We start from the raw sequence: 17,809 nt of genomic DNA, 5'->3' as shown, positions 1-17,809 counted from the left end.
AGCGCCCCATCGACAGGGCGCCCGGTGACCTGTTGATTACTGGTGTACGGTTTCGAGGGACCAGCAGCGCTTGTCCTTCAGATCATCCTTGCCGATGTCCATCAGCGGGGAATACAGGGCAACCTTGAGTTCACCCGCCTTGTATGGGCTTTGCAGGGCCATTTGAATGAGGTTGTTGACATCGCGCCCCTGCCCCGGCACGTTGAAGCTGATGTAATTGTTGAACTTGTCTTCCTGTATGGCCTTGCAGGCATAATCGCTGAAGCCGCCGTTGGTCGACAGGAACACCTGGCCGGTCTTGCCTTCCTGGGCGATCGCAGCCGCCGTACCCATGTCGGGGATGTCCCAGACGCCGATCACGGCGCAGAGATCGGGATGCTGCTTGAGCGTGACCTCGGTGATGGACTTGGCCTTGGAAGATTCGTAATTGCCCACCGATTGCCGCGCCACGATCTGCATTTCGGGGTGCTGCGCAAAGACGTTGTTGTAGCCCTCTTGCAGGTACACCGTCCACGGGGCCGTGGTGGGCCCGTTCAGGATCAGCACCTTGCGGGACGTGTCCGGCCCGCAATGATCGACCACCGACTGGGCCTGCATCTCGCCGATGATGGTGGCATCGCCCCCGGCAAAGCCCGTGGTCATGTGCAGGCTCTTCATGTTCATCTGGACCACCTGGATGCCGGCTTCTTCGAGCTTCTTTTCCATCTTGGCGTATGAGGTGACATCGGGATTCTGGATCACCACCACGTCGGGCCTGGGATCTTCGGTGAGCAGCTGCGTCAGGATCTGCACGCCCGCCGAGGTATCGAAATTGGCATTGCGCACTTCGTAGTCATAGCCGAGGCGTTCAGCCTGCAACTGCATGATTCTGGACCACGCCTCGGTCAGGTCGAGCCCCATGAAGACCGGCACGAACACGACCCGCTTGCCCTTGTACAGATCGTAATACCGCGCGCGCTCGGGGTCCTTGATGGCCCCTGAGCTCTGTGCCCAGGCCTGGCCGGCCAGGCAGAGTGCCAGCATCATGGCACCGAGAGCAGCCAGGGATCGGCCCGGGAGCCAGCCGCGGAATTGCATGCGAGAAGTCGTGTTCATGACGGATTTCCTTGATTCCAATTATTGATGCAGCGTATCGACCGACCAGCACTCATGGCTGTCGGCGTCTTCCTGGGTGTAGACGAACAGCGGCGTATACAGCGCCACCTTGAGTTCACCGGGCTTCTCGGGGCTCTGCAGTGCCATCTGGATGAGGTCGTTCACATCGCGACTCTGACCCGGCACGTCGTAGCTGACATAATGGTCAAAGCCGCCGGATTTCAACCCCTTGCAGGCGACCTCGCCACCGCCACCGCTGGTGGACACCAGCGTCTTGCCAGTGCGACCGGCGTCCTTGATGGCTGCAGCCGTCGCCAGATCGGGGATATCCCAGACACCCATGACCGCACACAGATCGGGATGCTGCTTGAGCGTGACTTCGGTGATCGACTTGGCCTTGGACGACTCGTAGTTGCCTATGGACTGACGCGCCACGACCTTGATGTCAGGATGCTTGTCGAGCACGTTGTTGTAGCCTTCCTGCATATAGACCGTCCAGGGGGCCGTGGTCGGGCCGTTCAGGATCATGATCTTCTGCGACGTGTCGGGGCCACACTGGTTGACCACCCATTCGGCCTGGGTTTCACCAATCACCGTGGCGTCGGCCCCGGCAAAACCCGTGGTCATGTGCAGGCTCTTCATGTTCAACTGGATGACATAAATGCCGGCTTCTTCGAGTTTTTTCTCGATCTTGGCATATGAGGTGACATCGGGGTTCTGGATCACCACCACGTTGGGTTTGGGGTTTTCGTTGAGCAACTGCGTCAGGATCTGCACCCCGGCTGAAGTATCGAAATTCGCATTGCGCACTTCGTAGTCGTAGCCCAGGCGCTTGGCCTGCTGGCTCATGACCTCGGACCAGCCTTCGGTCAGGTCGAGCCCCATGAACACGGGCACGAAAACCACGCGCTTGTCTTTGTAGGTCTCATAGTATCGGGCCCGTTCAGGATCCTTGATGGCCCCTGTACTCTGGGCGAACGCCGCCCCCGGCGCCATGACCGACAACGCGGCCACGGAAAGCCCCAGCGCAGCTGATGCCAGCAGTCGCCCCCAGGGGCGGGCGGGTGATGCACGGAATTGATTCATGAATGTCTCCTGAAGTGAACCAAACTGTTGAACTGGCCTTTGTGAATTGAAATCGTGTTTCTGGCCTTGTGGATGGAAATGACAGGCCCCGGGCCCAGTGGATCGGGACATCTGTTTCAGGCCGGGAGAATCAGATATCGCCTTGCTGCGCCGTCTCCTCGTTGCGGGGATTCAGGATGCTGTCGAGCGCAATGGCGATCAGCAGCACGATGCCCTTGAACAGGTTCTGGACATCCAGCGTGAGGTTGAGGATGGTCATGCCGTTGATGATGGTTCCTACCAGCAAGGTGCCGACCACGACACTGAGCACCCCCCCACGCCCACCCGAGAGGCCCACCCCACCGAGCACGACGACCAGGATGATGTCGTAGATCAACGACAGGTTGTAGATGCGCGTGTCCATGAGGCTGTTGGACGACGCCATGACCAGGCCGGCCAGCACCGCGATCAGGGCAGCCAGCACATACTGGAAGACCATGATGGGCCGCACCGGCATGCCCGTGGTTCGTGCGCCATTGGGGTTGTCTCCGATCGCGTAGATGAACAGGCCCACTTTGGTATGCTTCAGAAACAGCCAGACCCCGACCGCCACCAGCGTCACGATGACGATGCTGCTGGGGATGCCGGCAATATCCGCCCCTCCCAGCCACAGAAGGGCGTTCATCTGGTCGGGCCAGGGCACCATGTCGGATTTCAGTATGCCCACCTGCCCCAGGCCAGCCAGCCCGAGCCCCATGGCCAGCGTGACGAACAATGCGGGAATTTCGGCATAGGCCACAAAAATGCCATTGAGTACGCCCACGAGTGCGGCAAACAGCAGCCCGATCAGCAGCGCCGGCCAAAGCCCCACACCTGAGCCCGCGAGCGTCATGATCAGCGCCGTGGGCACCGCCATGGTGGCGACCATGGACAGATCGATCCCGCGCCCGATCACGACGATTGCCATGCCAAGACCCAATATGCCCAGAACTGAAATGGAGCGCAGCATCGCCACCAGATTGCCAAGCGACGAGAACCCCGGCAGTGCGATCGTGAATACGATGAACACCAGCACGAAAAGCAGAAAGACAATCGCCTGTTGATCAAGCTTGATGGCCTTTCTTTTCAAGGTGCCTGATTGCGCCGATTTTTTTGCCGGACTCACGAGACGCCCCCCATGATGCGATTCATTGACATCGGAGCAGTCGAACAGCACGGAATTTCATGCATAGCCATTAACCCGCAAATATCCAGTCGAACGATAAAATTCAGAAAGGCAAACTCTAGCAATATGAAAAAAACAACTCAATGCGTGTTTTCCCGCTATATTGCAGACCCATCATTCGATATTCAAAAGACCCGCTTCCAAAAACAGAAAGCCCAACCCGGGATATAATGGAAGAAACCCCTGATTGAAAGAAACTCCCGATCGCGCCAGTTTGAATATCGACTTCAGGTTTCAGGCATGATTCAGGCTTCAAGCATGATGCAATCGCGCAGACCCGAACCCGAGGCCAGGTGATCGAAACCCTCGTTCACCTGATCAAGCGTGAATACCTGGCCCAGCAATTTGTTCACGGGCAGTTTTCCACCCAGGTACAGATCGATATAGTGCGTGATATCGATGGCCGGCACCCCGGAGCCCAGATAACTGCCCCGGATGTCGCGTTCTTCACCAACCAGCTGGGCCAGCGGCAGCGAAAAAGTTGATTTCGGATGTGGCAACCCCGAAGTGATGGTGGTGCCGCCACGGCGGGTCAGCCGATATGCGGCCTCAAAGGCGGCTACGGCACCTGCCATATCGAAGCCGAAATCCACCGGCCCACCGGCCGCTTCGAGGCGATCGGCTTCGGTGGTGACGACCCGGGGGTTGATGACGTGCGTCGCGCCCAGGGTTTTGGCCAGGGCGAGTTTTTCGTCGCTGAGGTCGACCGCCACGACCCGCCGTGCCCCGGCTGCAACCGCCGCCAGCAGGGCACTGAGACCCACACCCCCCAGGCCAACGACCGCTGCCGTCTGCCCGGCCTTGATGTGCGCCCGGTTGATCACGGCCCCCGCGCCCGTGAGCACGGCACAGCCGAACAGGGCGGCCTCGCGGTGCGAAATCTCGCGCAATACCTTGATGCAGGAATGGCGCGACACCACTGCATAATCGGCAAAGCACGACACCCCGACGTGGTGGTTCAGATCCCCGCCCTGCTCATGCAGCCTGCGTTCACCACTGAGCAGCGTACCCTGGGCGTTTGCCTGGGCACCGGGTTCGCACAGCGCGGGACGCCCCTGGCTGCAGGGCACGCAATGGCCACATGTGGGCACGAAGTCTGTCACGACATGATCACCCACCTTGAGATCCGGCACCCCCGCACCGAGTTCCACCACTTCGGCAGATGATTCGTGCCCCAGTACCATGGGCATGCCACGCGGCCGGTCGCCGTTGATGACCGAGAGATCGGAATGGCACAGCCCGGCCACCTTGATCTTGAGCAGTACTTCGCCCGGCCCCGGCGGATCCAGTTCGACTTCTTCGATCTTTATGGGACGGCTCTGCGCATACGGGGCTGCCAACCCCATCTGGCGCAACACGGCTGCACGAATCTTCATGCCTGACTCCTGTTCTGTAAGACTGATAGCGCGGTCAGGCCGGCGGAGGTTTGCTTCTCCAGCCGGCACTGACACCCATTTCCGCACACGAATCAGATCGTGCGCCCCCCATCGACCGGGAATTCGACACCCGTGATGAATTCGGCCGCGTCGCTGGCCAGAAAAGTGGCGACCGCCGCGATATCAGAGGGTTTGCTGAAACGCCCCAGCGGAATGGTGGACACGAACTTGGCCCGGTTCTCGGGGGTGTCGGGCAGCCCCATGAAGGCCTCGAACAGGCCTGTGACCCCCATGACCGGGCAGATTGCATTGACCCGGATCCGGTCGGGCGCCAACTCGATGGCCATCGAGCGCGACAGCAGATTGACCGCCCCCTTGGATGCGTTGTACCAGGTAAGCCCCGGGCGCGGCCGAATCCCGGCGGTGGAGCCCACATTGAGGATCACGCCGCCGCCCTGCTTGCGCATGACCGGCACGATGGCCCTGGAGATCAGATAGATCGACTTGACGTTGACATTGAAGACGCGGTCGAAGGTTTCTTCATCCACATCCAGCATGGGCTGGTTCTTGTGCGTCGTACCCGCATTGTTGACGATGATGTCGATGCGACCGAATTTTTCGATCGTGCGCGTGACCATGTCGGCCACTTCGGCCGCAGACGTGATGTCGACCTTGACGGCCAGCGCCTGCGGACCAATGGCCGAAGCCACGCGCTCGGCACCCTGCTGGTTGATGTCGGCCACCACGACCTGAGCGCCTTCCTCGGCGAACATCTGCGCAATGCCTTCGCCAAAACCGCCACCGGCGCCCGTGACAATGGCGACCTTGCCGCTGAGTTGATTTCCGGACATGCATGTACTCCTGTGAGGATCCGTACCGGGCCGTGCATACAGCCCGGGAAAGACCATGATTTGAATTCGATCCATAATGGATCGACCTGTTCAGTAAAGCCCCTGACGGCCTTGACCACCGCCATGACCAGGCCGACACACCCGTGACGGGGAACAAGAGCGTGGCCGAATGTCAGCCCTGACCCATGCCGGTGTCCGGCCATCTTTCATTATCGTAGAAATCAGCGGCTGCCTGCGTCAATTTTCTTTTTCTTAAGCAGCGCTTCACCAAATGCTTATCGGTGATAACCCGCTCACGGACAGCAGACCTGCACCCGGATCCTGTTCCCGACCCGGATCGCCGGCGCAGCCCCGATGCCGTGCTCAGCGGGTCCGCTCGAGCACCAGCAAGGGATCGATGCGCACATCGAACCAGGTCATGCCCCAGTGCAGATGCGGGCCGGTTGCCCGCCCGGTGGCCCCGGCGCGACCAATCACCTGGCCCTGAACCACCGTGTCGCCAACGGCCACGGCCAGTTTCGACAGATGCAGGAAATTGGACCCGATGCCGTAGCCGTGATCGATCAGGATCGTGCCCCCCGTCAGATAGAGATCCGGGTCGGCAAACACGACCCGGCCGCTTGCCGGGGCTTTCACCGCCGTGCCGGTGGGCACGGCGATGTCCATGCCCGAATGGGCGGCACCTGGCGTGCCGTTATAGATGCGCTGGTTGCCGAACCGCCCCGACACCCGCCCCTGGACCGGCCAGATGAATGCCTGGGCGAAACCGGTATCGTGGCTGCTGGTTGCCCTGGCCGCCGCCACGCGTTGCTGTTCGCGCCGAATGCGGGCGGCAATCGTGGGGGGTGGAGACACGGTTTTCGGTGGCACCCCATTGACCCGCTCGACGGGCCAGTCGCGTGGCACGATGGCGATCTCCGCCGTGCGGGGTGCGGCACCCGGCGCGCTCACCGTCAGCCGGGCGGGCCCGCTGGCATCGCGTGCCACGCCGAATACGACCGTGCCGTAGCCGGTGACGTCGAGTGGCCGATCGCCATACATCACCTGGCTGCCAGAAGGGACCTTGCCGACCACCATCGCCCCCTGCTGCACCTGCCGGGGAAAGACGATATCGGCATCCGCGGCCGATGCCGTACCCAGTGCCAGCAGCCACGCGCACAGCATGGCAAGAAACGGCCAGAACCTTGAAAACCGCATGCGACGCATGGACCACCACCCTGGAACAGAACAGCCTGCCTTGCCTCAGTGTACCGTGCGCCGGTCGTCGATCAGGGCGACATCGGCTGGCCATTCTTCGTCGCCTGCAATCTCCACTTCGCAACGCAACCGGGTAAATTCGCGCATCGCGCTGGCCAGCTGGCCCTGCAGGCCTTCAGCCGGATTGCGGACCTGCACCTTGAGCACCATGTGGTCCTTGCCGATTTCACCCGTGATCACCAGCGTGGCCCGCTCGATCTCGGGAAACCGTGCCAGGGCCTCGCGAACCTGCTCTGGCCGGATGAACAGCCCACGCACTTTGGTGGCCTGATCCGCACGCCCCAGCCACCCCCGAATGCGCACATTGGTGCGCCCGGTCGGACAGCGGCCCGGCAGGATCGCCGACAGGTCGCCCGTGCCGAAACGGATCAGCGGATACACCGGATTCAGGACGCTCACCACCACCTCACCGATCTCGCCATCGGGCACGGGCTGCAGCGTATCCGGATGCACGATCTCCAGAATGACCTGCTCATCAACGACCATCCCCTCACGCGAGCGGGTTTCGTAGGCGATCAGACCCGATTCGGCTGTTGCGTAGCACTGGTATGCATCGACGCCATGCGCAGCCAGCCATTCGCGCAGACTCGCCGGAAAGGCTTCGCCGCCGACCATGGCCTTGGTCAGGCTGGCGATATCCGCCCGGCCTGCGATGGCCTGTTCGACCAGCAGGCGCAAGTGGCTGGGCGTACCGATATAGCCACTGGGCCGCAGATCGGCGATGGCCTGCAGCTGCAGTTCGGTTTGCCCCACACCGGCCGGGAAGACCGTGCAACCCAATTCGGCCGCACCGCCCTCCATGATGAATGCACCCGGTGTCATATGGTAGTTGAGGGCATTGTGCACGAGATCGCCGGCCCGAAAGCCTGCGGCGAACAGCGCCCGGGCCATGCGCCAATAATCCGCACTGCGCCCCTGGGGTTCGTAGATGGGCCCGGGGCTGGCGAACACGCGCGCCAGCACCGGACCATAATGTGCCGTCGCAAAACCGCCAAATGCATCGCCCCCCTGCCCGCGGGCCTCTTGCTGCCATTGCAGCAACTGCGCTTTGCGGACCACCGGCAGGCGCGCCAGGGCCGCGCGGTCCGTCACATCTGCAGGGTCTATGCCCTCGAGCACGCCAGCCCAACGCGGGCTGGCTGCCTTCGCGTGGCCGATCAGCTCACGAAGCGCCTTGAACAAGCGCTTTTCGCGCTCTTCTGGCGTTTCGGTCTCGTGCGCATCGAAAAATGAAGTCATGCGCCGGCTCCCTGACTCGTGTTGCCGGCAGGCGCCAGAGAATCACCGAACGTGAAACGGACAAAATAGTCGATTGCCCCTGGATTGCTCATGGCATCGAGGTTCACCACTGTTTCGGGGGCCGCCCCCGTGAGCAGCTTGCGTACGGGCACCTCCATTTTCTTGCCGGTGAGCGTATACGGCACCGCCGGTATCGAATGAATCTCGTCGGGCACGTGCCGCGGGCTGCCTTCGTCGCGCAGCTTGGCCCTGATGCGCTGCTTCAGGCCCTCATCGAGCACCACGTCCGGCTTGGGCACGACAAACAGCGGCATGATGAAGCGCCCGCCGGGCAGCGCGCAACAGACGACGAGGCTGTCGGCGATTTCGGGCATTTTCTCCACGATCTGATAGATCTCTGCCGTGCCGATACGGACCCCATGGCGGTTCAGGGTGGAATCCGAGCGGCCATAGATGCAGCAGCCGCCGCGATCGTTGATCTTGATGAAATCCCCGTGCCGCCACACGCCGGGATACACATCGAAGTAGGCCTCGTGGTAGCGCTGGCCATCGGCATCATTCCAGAAGCACAATGGCATGGATGGGAACGGTTTCCTGATGACCAGCTCACCCACCTCGTCGACCACCTCGTGGCCATCGTCGTCCCAGGCCTGCAGATCGATGCCCAATGCCCGGGCCTGTATCTCGCCGGCATGCACGGGCAGCAGCGGGACCGATGTCACTAGGCAGCTGCAGGTTTCAGTGCCCCCCGATTGCGAACTGAACCAGCAATCCGGTGCCACATTGTCATAGAACCAGGCGTAGATTTCGGGCCCCACCGGTGAGCCGGCAATGATCGTCGCCTCGATCTTCAGGTTGAAGCGATCCTTGGGCACCACCCCGGTCTTGCGCATCAGCTGCATATAGGCTGCACTGGATCCCAGATAGGTGACGCCCGCGTCCTGCGCGAGTTGCCAGATGCGATCGGCGTCCGGAAAGGTCGGGCTGCCGTCATAAAGCACGATCGCCCCGCCACCCAACAGCGCCGCCACCGTGAGATTCCACACCATCCACCCCGTGGACGAGTAAAAGAACATCACCGAGTCAGGGCCCAGATTCATGTGCAGGCAGATCAGCTTGTAATGCTCGAGCACCATCCCCACATGGTTGTGCACGATGGCCTTGGGCAGGCCCGTGGTCCCCGACGAAAACAGGACCCAGAGCGGATGGTCGGACGGCACCCGCGCGTATTCGAACCGATCGCGCACAACAGGGGGGCCATCGAAGAGCGAATTCCAAAGGATGCCCGCCGGTACGATGGCATCCTTGCGCGCCGGATCCAGGACCGGGATGCACACGACGTGCCCAAGTGTCGGCAGCCGGTGCACGATATCCCGGACGTGGCTTTCACGCGACCAGGCCTTGCCATTGAACTGGTAGCCATCGCAGGTGAAAAACAGTTTGGGCTCGATCTGCCCGAAGCGATCCACTACGGTTTCCACCCCGAATTCCGGAGAGGCGGTGGACCACACTGCGCCCACCGCCATACAGGCGAGCGCCGCCACCACGGTTTCGGGAATGTTCGGCAGATAGGCGACGACCCGATCACCCGGCTGCAAGCCCATGGCGCGCAGCCGCGTGGCCAGAACCATCACCTGCCGCTCGAGTTCCTGCCAGGTCAGCGTCGCCAGGCCCGACTGCTCGGAAGCGTAGTGAATCGCGACCTTTCCGGGCGGCGCATGCCTGGCGGAGCGCAGTATGTGTTCGGCATAGTTGACGCGCGAGCCTTCGAACCAGCGCCCCCCGGGCATGGCCAGGGTATCCAGCACCTGCTCGGGCACTGAATCCGACGCGATGGAGAAATAGTCCCAGAGGGATTGCCAGAACCCGTTCAGGTCCTCGACCGACCAGCGACGCAGCGACTCATAGTCGTTGAATTCGAGCCCGCGCTCGGCGGCCAGCCAGCGCATGTAATCGGCCATTCGCGTGCCCTCGGCCCAACCGGGGTCGGGTGTCCACAACAGATCACCTTCATTGGCCATCTTCGGACCCTCCGTTTTCGTGCCGCACCGCCGCAACCCAGGCCGGCTTGCGTTTCTCGAGAAAGCTTGCCATGCCTTCTGCTGCTTCTGCGGAGTCCCACATGCCAATGACCTGGCCTGGCGTATAGGACAGCGCCTGTTCAAAGCCCAGATGGGCAACGTGCGCAATCAACTGCTTGATCTTGCCCACAGCCTGGGGCCCGCACTGCAGCAGCAAGCCGATTTCCTCTTCGATGGCGCGGTCCAGTTCCTGTGGGGCAACCACACGATCGAGCAGCCCCACCGAAAGGGCCTCCTGGGCATCGAAACGCCGGCCATTGAGAAAGTAGCGCCTGGCCTTCGCCGCCCCGCCCAGGCGCCGCATCACGTACGGCGAAATCATGGCCGGCATCAGGCCCAGGCGGGCCTCGGTAATGGCAAAGACCAATGAATCGACGCCTATGGCCAGGTCACAGACCGAGATGAGCCCCAGCGCACCGGCGTAGGCCGGCCCCTGGATGCGGCCGATGAGCAGCTTGGGCAAGGTGTCGAGCGCCTGCAGCCAGCGCACGAACTTGTCTGCCTCGGCCGCCTTCTCTGCCGTGCCGGCTTCACGCTGTGCCAGCTGGTACTTGAGATCCGCGCCTGAACAAAAGCTTTTCCCGGCACCCGCCAGGACGACCGCCCGCACCGCATCATCAGCCGCAAGACGCTGGGTGGCCTCCAGGCCCTCTTCCCACATCAGGCCATTCATGGCGTTGTGCACCTCGGGCCGGTTGAGCGTCAGCGTTGCAATGCCCCGCGCATCCGTTTCCAGTGCAATCGTCTCGTAAGCCATCGTTCCTCCATCCACCTTGCTGCATTCCTGAACCCTGTGGCCGGACAGGCCTGCCCGGCCACGCGTACGTTTACTTGCCGGATCTGGCAAATTCGGCCGACTGCTCCTGAACCAGTTCATCGACCACGTCGGTATAGGCCGCAAACCAGTCGGACTGCGGCACCCACTTGCTGCCATCCCACATATCGACGCGCGTCTTGCCGCCACCGCCGTGATCCTTGGCGGTCACGGTCACCGGTGCAATGAAGCCGTTCGCATCGAAATCCTTCAGGCTTTCCAATCCGAGCTTGATCTTCTCGGGCGTCAGCGGCCAGCCTTCGTTGAGAATGGCCTGGCGTACACCTTCGAAGGCCACGGCATAGGTCGACAAGCCATTGTTGTAGTAGATGTCATCCAGCGTCTTCGGATCGCCATTGCCCTTGCCCGCATCGTAGACCTCTTTCTGGATGCGCTGCATCATCGGGTGATCCCGACCGCCCACGACGTTGGTGCCGCGGCGCAGGCCCTTGGCTTCTTCAGCGCCGATATTGTTGATATCGACCTCATTGAGCCAGTTGACCGTGATCAGCTTGTCCATCGGAATCCCGTTGCGCTTCATTTCACGGGCCGCCACGACGTGCATGGCCGACAGGTTCCAGGAAATCACGTAATCCGGGTTGAAACGCCGGATCTGCGTCCAGACCGAAGCCTGATCGCGCCCGGGCAAGGGATTCGGGAACAATTGCAGGTCGAAACCCTCTTTTTCGGCCAGCGTCTTCAGAACCGGAATGGGCTCCTGGCCAAAGGCGTAATCCGGATAGATGAACGCAATCTTGACCCCTTTCAGGTCGCCATCCTTGAGGGTCTTGATGTACTGGATATCATTGGCCACCTGGCCCCAGTATGTGGGACCCACCGGAAATATCCACTTGAATACCTCGCCGTTGACCGCATCGCCACGGCCCACGAATGATTGCAGCATGATGTTGCCGTCTTCCATGTGCCTGGGCAGCACCGCCCGCGACACGGGCGTGGACATGTAGTCGAATATCATCACGCCGTCGCGCTTGAGCTTTTCATAGCACTCGATGCCACGCTGGGGCTCGTTGCCGGTGTCCTGTACGATGATCTCGATCTTCTTGCCCTCGATGCCCCCTTCCTGGTTCAGCAGCGTGGCGTAGTCTTTCGCTGCCTGGGCCATTTGCGGCACGGCAAAGGTATAGGCCTTGCTGAGATCATAGCAGAGGCCGAATTTGATCGTGTCGCCCGTCTGCGCCTGAACGCCGCCGGACACACACGCCAGAACGGACGCTGCAATCATCGTGTGTACTCTGGTCATTTTCATTCCATGTCTCCTGTATGACAAGATATATGTCGCCAATGTTCTTCAATTGAGCCAGCGCTTGCGCCGGCGATAATGCTTGATTGCCCCGAAATCCTTGTTGTCCGATCCTCCAAGATAGAATTCCTGAATATCAGGATTGTTTTTCATGGCCTGTGCACTGTCGTGCATGACGATACGGCCGTTCTCGATCAGGTAGCCGTGCGACACGACCTCGAGCGCCGCAATCGCGTTCTGCTCGACCAGCAGCACCGAAAGCCCCTCCCGGGCGTTGATGTCCTGCACGATGCCGAAGATTTCGGCAACCAGCAGGGGCGCGAGCCCCAGGCTGGGCTCATCGAGCATCAACAGCCTGGGATTGGTCATCAGTGCGCGCCCGATCGCCAGCATCTGCTGCTCGCCTCCCGACAGCAGCCCCGCCAGCGCCGTGCGCCTCTGGTGCAGGCGGGGAAAATAGCCATAGACCATATCGCGGTTGCGGGCGGTATCGCTGCGGCTGGTCCGGGCGACGGCAGAGGCGGCAATCAGGTTCTCGTCCGCGCTCAGGTGCTCGAAGACGCGCCGGCCTTCAAGCACCTGCACGATGCCCAGGCGGACCCTCTGCTGCGGTGACAGCGTCGAGATGTCCTGGCCATCGAACTGCAGGGTACCGCGCGTGACTTCACCCCGTTCGGGCTTGAGCAGCCCGCTGATGGCTTTCAGCGCAGTGCTCTTGCCCGCCCCGTTGGCACCCAGCAAAGCGACCATGCCGCCGTTCGGGACCTGGAGCGATACCCCCTTGATGGCCAGCGCGATGCGATCGTAGATGACCTCGATATTTTCCACGTCCAGGATGGGTTCGATGATTTCGCTCATGCCACACTCATTTGCGCAGATAGCCATACGGCCAGACCATCAGGTAGTCGCGTATGTTCCGGTATATCTTCCCCAGGCCCATGGGCTCGACCAGCAGCACCAGGATGATGGCCGCGCCATACACCACGTGGGGAATATGAGCCAGCGTCTCTGGCCCCAGCGGCAGGCTCATGGACTGCGCCAGCGAGGTGACCAGATTGTTGATCTGGCCCGGCAGCAGCAGAATGAATGCCGCACCGAAGAAACTGCCGATGATGCTCCCCAGCCCGCCGATGATGGTCATGGCCAGAAGCTGGATCGAGACCTCGATGGAAAACTGCTCGGCCGTGACGGCCCTGTAGAAACAAAACACCAGGATGGCGCCACTGATCCCGCCGATGAAGGCCGAAACGGCAAAGGCCACCAATTTGTAATAGAAGCTCTGCACCCCGATCACCGCCGCGGCAAAGTCTTTTTCACGCACGGCGATGAATGCGCGGCCCAAAGCGCTGCGGCGCAGGTTCAGCATGAACAGCGTCACCAGAACGACCCAGGCCAGGACGATGTAGTACACCCCGGCCTCCGATGTGATGACCAGCCCCAGCAAACTGGGCGGTGGTGCCTGCAGGGTGGCGGACACGCCCCCGCTGACAGCCGGGACATGCGAGATCACCCAGTCCATCACGAATTGCATGGCCAGGGTGGACAAGGCCAGATACAGCCCCTTGACGCGCAGCGCCGCAAACGCAAACACCATCCCGATGACGCTGGCGGCCATGCCCCCCAGCAGCACGGCCAGTTCCCAGGGCACGCCGTGGCGGGTGGCGTGCACGCTCGCATAGGCCCCAATGCCCATGATCGCCGCGTAGCCGAAATGGAACTGCCCCGCCCAGCCCAGGATCAGATTCAGGCCCAGCACCGCGGAGGTCCAGATCAGCCAGGGCTGGACATAACTGACCAGCACCAGCGAATCCAGTAGATACGGTGCGGCCAGGGCCAGCAGCAGGAGGATCAGCATGACCCGGCGCTCGAAGCGTATGGGAAACAGCGACGAATCGGATGCGTAGTCGGTGTGGAAAACACCAGCCTGACGGTAGAACATCTTCTAGATCCTCTCGATATCGTGCTTGCCGAACAGGCCGAAGGGCCGGATCATGATGGTCAGGATCAGTACGAGTGCGACCACCAGTTCGCGCGTACCACCGCCCAGCAATGGGTCCAGGTATCCAGCCATGATGTTTTCCAGAATGCCGAGCAGCAGGCCGGCCAGAATGGCACCGCCGATCGAATCGAGCCCACCGAGCACGGCAACCGTCAGACCCTTGAGCAGGAGCAGGGACAGGCCCTGATCCACGGTCTGCACCGAACCCCACAAGGCACCCGCTGCCGTGGCCGTCACGGCAGAAAGGGCCCAGGACAGCGCAACGCCGTGCTCGACCGAAATGCCCACCGACCAGGACGCCACGTAGTCATCGGCAATCGCACGCAGCAGAATGCCGCGCCGGGTGCGAAAGAACAGACGAAAGATGACGAAGAAAACCAGGGCCACGATGGCCCCGACCACGTAGGCCCGGTTGATCAGCAAGGGGCCGATGAACAGCGGCGTATCGGGGATGCCGAGATCCAGGGTCCGGGCACTGCCGCCCCAGAAGGTCAGGGTGACCGCGCGCATGAAGATATCCAGGCCCAGGGTCATCATGAGCACCATCACGATGGGCCAGCCCGCCAGCCGACGCAATGCCACCTTCTCGATCAGCATGCCGCACAGGAACATGGTGGCCGCGGCCAAAGGCATGGCCACGAGTGGGGCAATGCCCAGGGCATCGGCAAAGGCAAGCACCATGTAGGCCGCCACCATGGTCAGGGCACCCTGCGCAAGGTTGGGCACCGACGAGGACTTGTAGATGAGCACGATCCCCATGGCCACCAGAGAATACATCAGGCCGCCCATGGCGCCGTTGACGGCCAGCTCGAGATAATAGATCAGATCCATGGAATATCCTCGATGAGCAGCGAACGCTCGATGAATCCGGTTTCACCCGTCTCATAGACGACCGGGATGCGGATATCGATCTGCGGCCGGGCATCATAGATGGCATCGATCACTGCGGCGTAACGTTCTTCGACCACGTTGCGGCGCAGCTTCCGGTTGCGCGTGACTTCACCGTCGTCGGCGTCGAATTCCTTGGGCAGGTTGACGATGCGGCGCACCCGAAGCGCCTCGGGCAGTTTTGCATTGACCCGCTGCACGGCCGACTTGATCAATTCGATCACCGGAGGCTTCTGCGACAGATCGGCATAGGAGATGTAGGCAATCCCATGGATCTCGGCCCAATGCCCTACGGTCTCGAGATCGATGCACACGAGCGCCGCGAGTGCCGGCCGGTCACGGCCCAGCACCGCCACATCCTTGATGTATGGGCTGAATTTCAGCTGATTCTCGATATAGTTCGGGATATACCGCTCACCCTGCGCCGTGTGCACCACTTCGGAGATCCGGCCCAGCACCACCAGGTGGCCATCAGGCTCGACGTAGCCCGCATCTCCGGTATGCAGCCAGCCGTGCTCGAGCGTTTCCCGGGTGGCCTCAGGGTTGTCGTGGTAGGCCGAGAATATGCTGTCGGCCTGCAGCAGGATCTCGCCGTGATCGTCGATCTGCACCGCAATCCCGGGCAAGGGCCGGCCTACCGTGTGCAGCCGTACCTCGTCGACCGCCTGCATGGCCACCAGCGCACTGCTTTCAGTCTGGCCATAGAGTTGCCGCAAATTGATACCCAGCGCGCGATAAAAGACAAAAGTGTCTTCGCCGATCGCCTCGCCACCCGTGAAGGCATTGCGCAGCCGCGTCATGCCAAGCTGATCCTTGATCGGCCCCATCACCAGCCATTCGCCGACCTGGCGCCGGACCCTGTCGAGCAGGGACGGCGCCTGTCCCGCCAGCTTCCTGTGCTCGGCGGCAATGGCTGAATCCATGAAATACCGGTAGAGCCGTCGCTTCAGCCAGGTGGAATCCTCCATGCGGACCTGAATGCCGGTCAGCATGCCATCCCAGCTGCGCGGCGCCGCCAGATAGAAGCTGGGGGCAATTTCGCGCAGGTCCTGAAGCACCGTATCGGCATCTTCGGGCACATTGATGGTGAAGCGCAGGGCCAGCCCGGCGCACAGCGTGAGCACGAAATCACCCACCCAGGCCATCGGCAGGTAGGCCAGTACGGATTCATTGAACTCGAATGCCCCGCCCCGATAGGCGCTGCGCACGGCTGACAGGACATTGCGATGCGACAGGATGAGCCCCTTGGGCCTGCCGGTCGTGCCCGATGAATGAATGAAAACCGCTGCATCCTGTGCCCCGGAACCCTGCAGCAAAGCCTGCTTCAATGCCCCATCAGCCGCCAGGCGGTGCTTCCCGCCGGCCAGCAGGGTGCTCCAGGGCAGCAGCCCGGGGGGCGTATAGCCCGACAGCCCTCGGGGATTGTCGTAGATGATGTGATCGATCCGTGCACCCCGTTCACGCAGTTCGAGCGCCTTGTCGACCTGCTCCTGATCTTCGGCAAACACGAAACGAAACGGCGCGCCCTCATGGATGAGCATGATCTCGTCGACCGATGCGTTCGGATACAGTGGCATGGCCAGAGCCCTCAGGGCCCCGACCGCCACCATGCCCATGTACAGGTTCGGACGGTTGTCGCCCAGTACCAGCACGGGCTCGTCGGCCTGCAGGCCGGCCTCGTGCAGCCCGGCCGCACACTGCAGTACGGTATCGAAGGCAGCGCGCCAGGAAGTCTGGTGCCAGATGCCCCTGTCTTTCTCTCGAAACGCGATGTCTTCGGGGTGCGAGCCCGCATTGGCCGCAAGCAGGCGGATCAGGCTCGTACCATCCGCCTGCCATTCGAATTCAGGCCGCTGCATGGGCACCTCCGAGGTACGCCTGAACGACGCGTGGGTCGGACATCACATCGCGCGGCATGCCCGAGCTGATCACTTCCCCATAGCTCAGCACCAGGATCCGGTCGCAGATGCCGGTGATGATGTCCATGTGATGCTCGATGATGAGCACCGTCACGCCCTGTTCATCGCGCGCATCCAGAATGAACCGTGCCATGTACTCTTTTTCTTCCTGGTTCATTCCGGCCATGGGCTCGTCCAGGATCAGGAAGGAAGGCTCTGCCGCCAGGGCCCGGGCCAGTTCCACGCGTTTTTTCAGCCCCAGGGGCAGAGACTCCACTGGCGTATGGCGTACGCTCTGCAACTGCATGAAATCGATGATGTCTTCAACCAGCGCGCGGTTGCGGACCTCTTCGGGCCTGGCCAGCCATGGATACAGAAAGGTGCGCAGGACGCCGGGGCGCATGTGAACATGGCGCCCCAGCAGGATGTTCTCCAGTACGGTCATGCCGTTGAACAGGGCCAGATTCTGGAAGGTACGGGCCACGCCACGCCGGGCCACCTGATAGGGCGCAAAACCCGTGATGTCCTCACCCCTGAGGAAGATATGCCCTTTCTGCGGCGGATAGAAGCCCGTGATGGCATTGGTCATGGTGGTCTTGCCGCTGCCATTGGGGCCGATCAGGCCAAAGATCTCACCCCGATCGATCTGCAGATCGACCCCGCTGACGGCAACCAGGCCTCCAAAGCGCCGCTCGACGCCGCGGCATTCGAGAATATGCGTGTTGCCTGTCATGTGCATGACCCCTGCGTTCTCATGAGT

General features: G+C 61.7%; 15 protein-coding genes. All 15 read right to left on the bottom strand.

All coding sequences use genetic code 11. The annotated features are described in order from the left end of the window. Positions 1–36 precede the first annotated feature (36 nt). A complete protein-coding gene (locus tag WCY17_RS05720; RefSeq protein ID WP_372701215.1) occupies positions 37–1,095 on the bottom strand; it encodes a sugar ABC transporter substrate-binding protein in 1,059 nt (352 codons plus the stop codon). A gap of 21 nt (positions 1,096–1,116) precedes the next feature. Next, positions 1,117–2,181, bottom strand: coding sequence for a sugar ABC transporter substrate-binding protein (locus WCY17_RS05715; protein ID WP_372701214.1), 1,065 nt, complete (start codon positions 2,179–2,181; stop codon positions 1,117–1,119). Positions 2,182–2,311: 130 nt separating this feature from the next. Beyond that, complete coding sequence (locus WCY17_RS05710) at positions 2,312–3,289, bottom strand: ABC transporter permease (protein ID WP_372701213.1); 978 nt, start codon at positions 3,287–3,289, stop codon at positions 2,312–2,314. Between the two features lie 341 nt (positions 3,290–3,630). After that, entirely contained in the window at positions 3,631–4,761 is a 1,131-nt protein-coding gene (locus tag WCY17_RS05705) for a zinc-dependent alcohol dehydrogenase family protein (RefSeq protein ID WP_372701212.1), read from the bottom strand. Between the two features lie 92 nt (positions 4,762–4,853). Further along, positions 4,854–5,612, bottom strand: coding sequence for a glucose 1-dehydrogenase (locus WCY17_RS05700; protein ID WP_372701211.1), 759 nt, complete (start codon positions 5,610–5,612; stop codon positions 4,854–4,856). 363 nt (positions 5,613–5,975) lie between these two features. Next, positions 5,976–6,776, bottom strand: coding sequence for a M23 family metallopeptidase (locus WCY17_RS05695; protein ID WP_372701210.1), 801 nt, complete (start codon positions 6,774–6,776; stop codon positions 5,976–5,978). Between the two features lie 78 nt (positions 6,777–6,854). Beyond that, a complete protein-coding gene (locus WCY17_RS05690) occupies positions 6,855–8,108 on the bottom strand; it encodes a phenylacetate--CoA ligase family protein (RefSeq protein WP_372701209.1) in 1,254 nt (417 codons plus the stop codon). Further along, positions 8,105–10,129, bottom strand: a complete 2,025-nt coding sequence (locus WCY17_RS05685; protein ID WP_372701208.1) for an acetoacetate--CoA ligase — start codon at positions 10,127–10,129, stop codon at positions 8,105–8,107. Before WCY17_RS05685 ends, WCY17_RS05690 begins: the two co-directional genes overlap by 4 nt. After that, positions 10,119–10,946: an enoyl-CoA hydratase-related protein gene (locus WCY17_RS05680; RefSeq protein ID WP_372701207.1), complete on the bottom strand. Its 828-nt coding sequence runs from the start codon at positions 10,944–10,946 to the stop codon at positions 10,119–10,121. Before WCY17_RS05680 ends, WCY17_RS05685 begins: the two co-directional genes overlap by 11 nt. A gap of 70 nt (positions 10,947–11,016) precedes the next feature. Beyond that, positions 11,017–12,270, bottom strand: a complete 1,254-nt coding sequence (locus WCY17_RS05675; RefSeq protein WP_372701206.1) for an ABC transporter substrate-binding protein — start codon at positions 12,268–12,270, stop codon at positions 11,017–11,019. Between the two features lie 42 nt (positions 12,271–12,312). Next, positions 12,313–13,122: an ABC transporter ATP-binding protein gene (locus WCY17_RS05670; RefSeq protein WP_372701205.1), complete on the bottom strand. Its 810-nt coding sequence runs from the start codon at positions 13,120–13,122 to the stop codon at positions 12,313–12,315. Between the two features lie 7 nt (positions 13,123–13,129). Then, the gene (locus WCY17_RS05665; protein WP_372701204.1) at positions 13,130–14,203 is read right to left on the bottom strand and encodes a branched-chain amino acid ABC transporter permease; all 1,074 of its coding nucleotides are present in this window, start codon (positions 14,201–14,203) and stop codon (positions 13,130–13,132) included. Positions 14,204–14,206: 3 nt separating this feature from the next. After that, positions 14,207–15,094, bottom strand: coding sequence for a branched-chain amino acid ABC transporter permease (locus WCY17_RS05660; RefSeq protein ID WP_372701203.1), 888 nt, complete (start codon positions 15,092–15,094; stop codon positions 14,207–14,209). Next, the gene (locus WCY17_RS05655; protein ID WP_372701202.1) at positions 15,085–17,010 is read right to left on the bottom strand and encodes a long-chain fatty acid--CoA ligase; all 1,926 of its coding nucleotides are present in this window, start codon (positions 17,008–17,010) and stop codon (positions 15,085–15,087) included. The genes WCY17_RS05660 and WCY17_RS05655 overlap by 10 nt, the downstream gene beginning before the upstream one ends. Further along, positions 16,997–17,782 (bottom strand): ABC transporter ATP-binding protein, encoded by a 786-nt coding sequence (locus tag WCY17_RS05650; RefSeq protein WP_372701201.1) that lies wholly within the window; start codon positions 17,780–17,782, stop codon positions 16,997–16,999. The genes WCY17_RS05655 and WCY17_RS05650 overlap by 14 nt, the downstream gene beginning before the upstream one ends. Positions 17,783–17,809: the final 27 nt, after the last annotated feature.

Source organism: Castellaniella sp. (genome assembly GCF_041677825.1).
Classification (GTDB): domain Bacteria; phylum Pseudomonadota; class Gammaproteobacteria; order Burkholderiales; family Burkholderiaceae_B; genus Castellaniella.
Note: the sequence above shows the minus strand (reverse complement) of the source record. Positions and strands in the feature narration are given on the sequence as shown.

Excerpts from the sequence above, each read along its gene's own strand:
- WCY17_RS05695 (WP_372701210.1), bottom strand. The coding sequence starts at position 6,776 with ATGCTGTGCGCGTGGCTGCTGGCACTGGGTACGGCATCGGCCGCGGAT.
- WCY17_RS05700 (WP_372701211.1), bottom strand. The coding sequence starts at position 5,612 with ATGTCCGGAAATCAACTCAGCGGCAAGGTCGCCATTGTCACGGGCGCC.
- WCY17_RS05660 (WP_372701203.1), bottom strand. The coding sequence starts at position 15,094 with ATGGATCTGATCTATTATCTCGAGCTGGCCGTCAACGGCGCCATGGGC.
- WCY17_RS05665 (WP_372701204.1), bottom strand. The coding sequence starts at position 14,203 with ATGTTCTACCGTCAGGCTGGTGTTTTCCACACCGACTACGCATCCGAT.
- WCY17_RS05690 (WP_372701209.1), bottom strand. The coding sequence starts at position 8,108 with ATGACTTCATTTTTCGATGCGCACGAGACCGAAACGCCAGAAGAGCGC.
- WCY17_RS05670 (WP_372701205.1), bottom strand. The coding sequence starts at position 13,122 with ATGAGCGAAATCATCGAACCCATCCTGGACGTGGAAAATATCGAGGTC.
- WCY17_RS05655 (WP_372701202.1), bottom strand. The coding sequence starts at position 17,010 with ATGCAGCGGCCTGAATTCGAATGGCAGGCGGATGGTACGAGCCTGATC.
- WCY17_RS05705 (WP_372701212.1), bottom strand. The coding sequence starts at position 4,761 with ATGAAGATTCGTGCAGCCGTGTTGCGCCAGATGGGGTTGGCAGCCCCG.
- WCY17_RS05720 (WP_372701215.1), bottom strand. The coding sequence starts at position 1,095 with ATGAACACGACTTCTCGCATGCAATTCCGCGGCTGGCTCCCGGGCCGA.
- WCY17_RS05675 (WP_372701206.1), bottom strand. The coding sequence starts at position 12,270 with ATGAAAATGACCAGAGTACACACGATGATTGCAGCGTCCGTTCTGGCG.
- WCY17_RS05680 (WP_372701207.1), bottom strand. The coding sequence starts at position 10,946 with ATGGCTTACGAGACGATTGCACTGGAAACGGATGCGCGGGGCATTGCA.
- WCY17_RS05685 (WP_372701208.1), bottom strand. The coding sequence starts at position 10,129 with ATGGCCAATGAAGGTGATCTGTTGTGGACACCCGACCCCGGTTGGGCC.
- WCY17_RS05715 (WP_372701214.1), bottom strand. The coding sequence starts at position 2,181 with ATGAATCAATTCCGTGCATCACCCGCCCGCCCCTGGGGGCGACTGCTG.
- WCY17_RS05650 (WP_372701201.1), bottom strand. The coding sequence starts at position 17,782 with ATGACAGGCAACACGCATATTCTCGAATGCCGCGGCGTCGAGCGGCGC.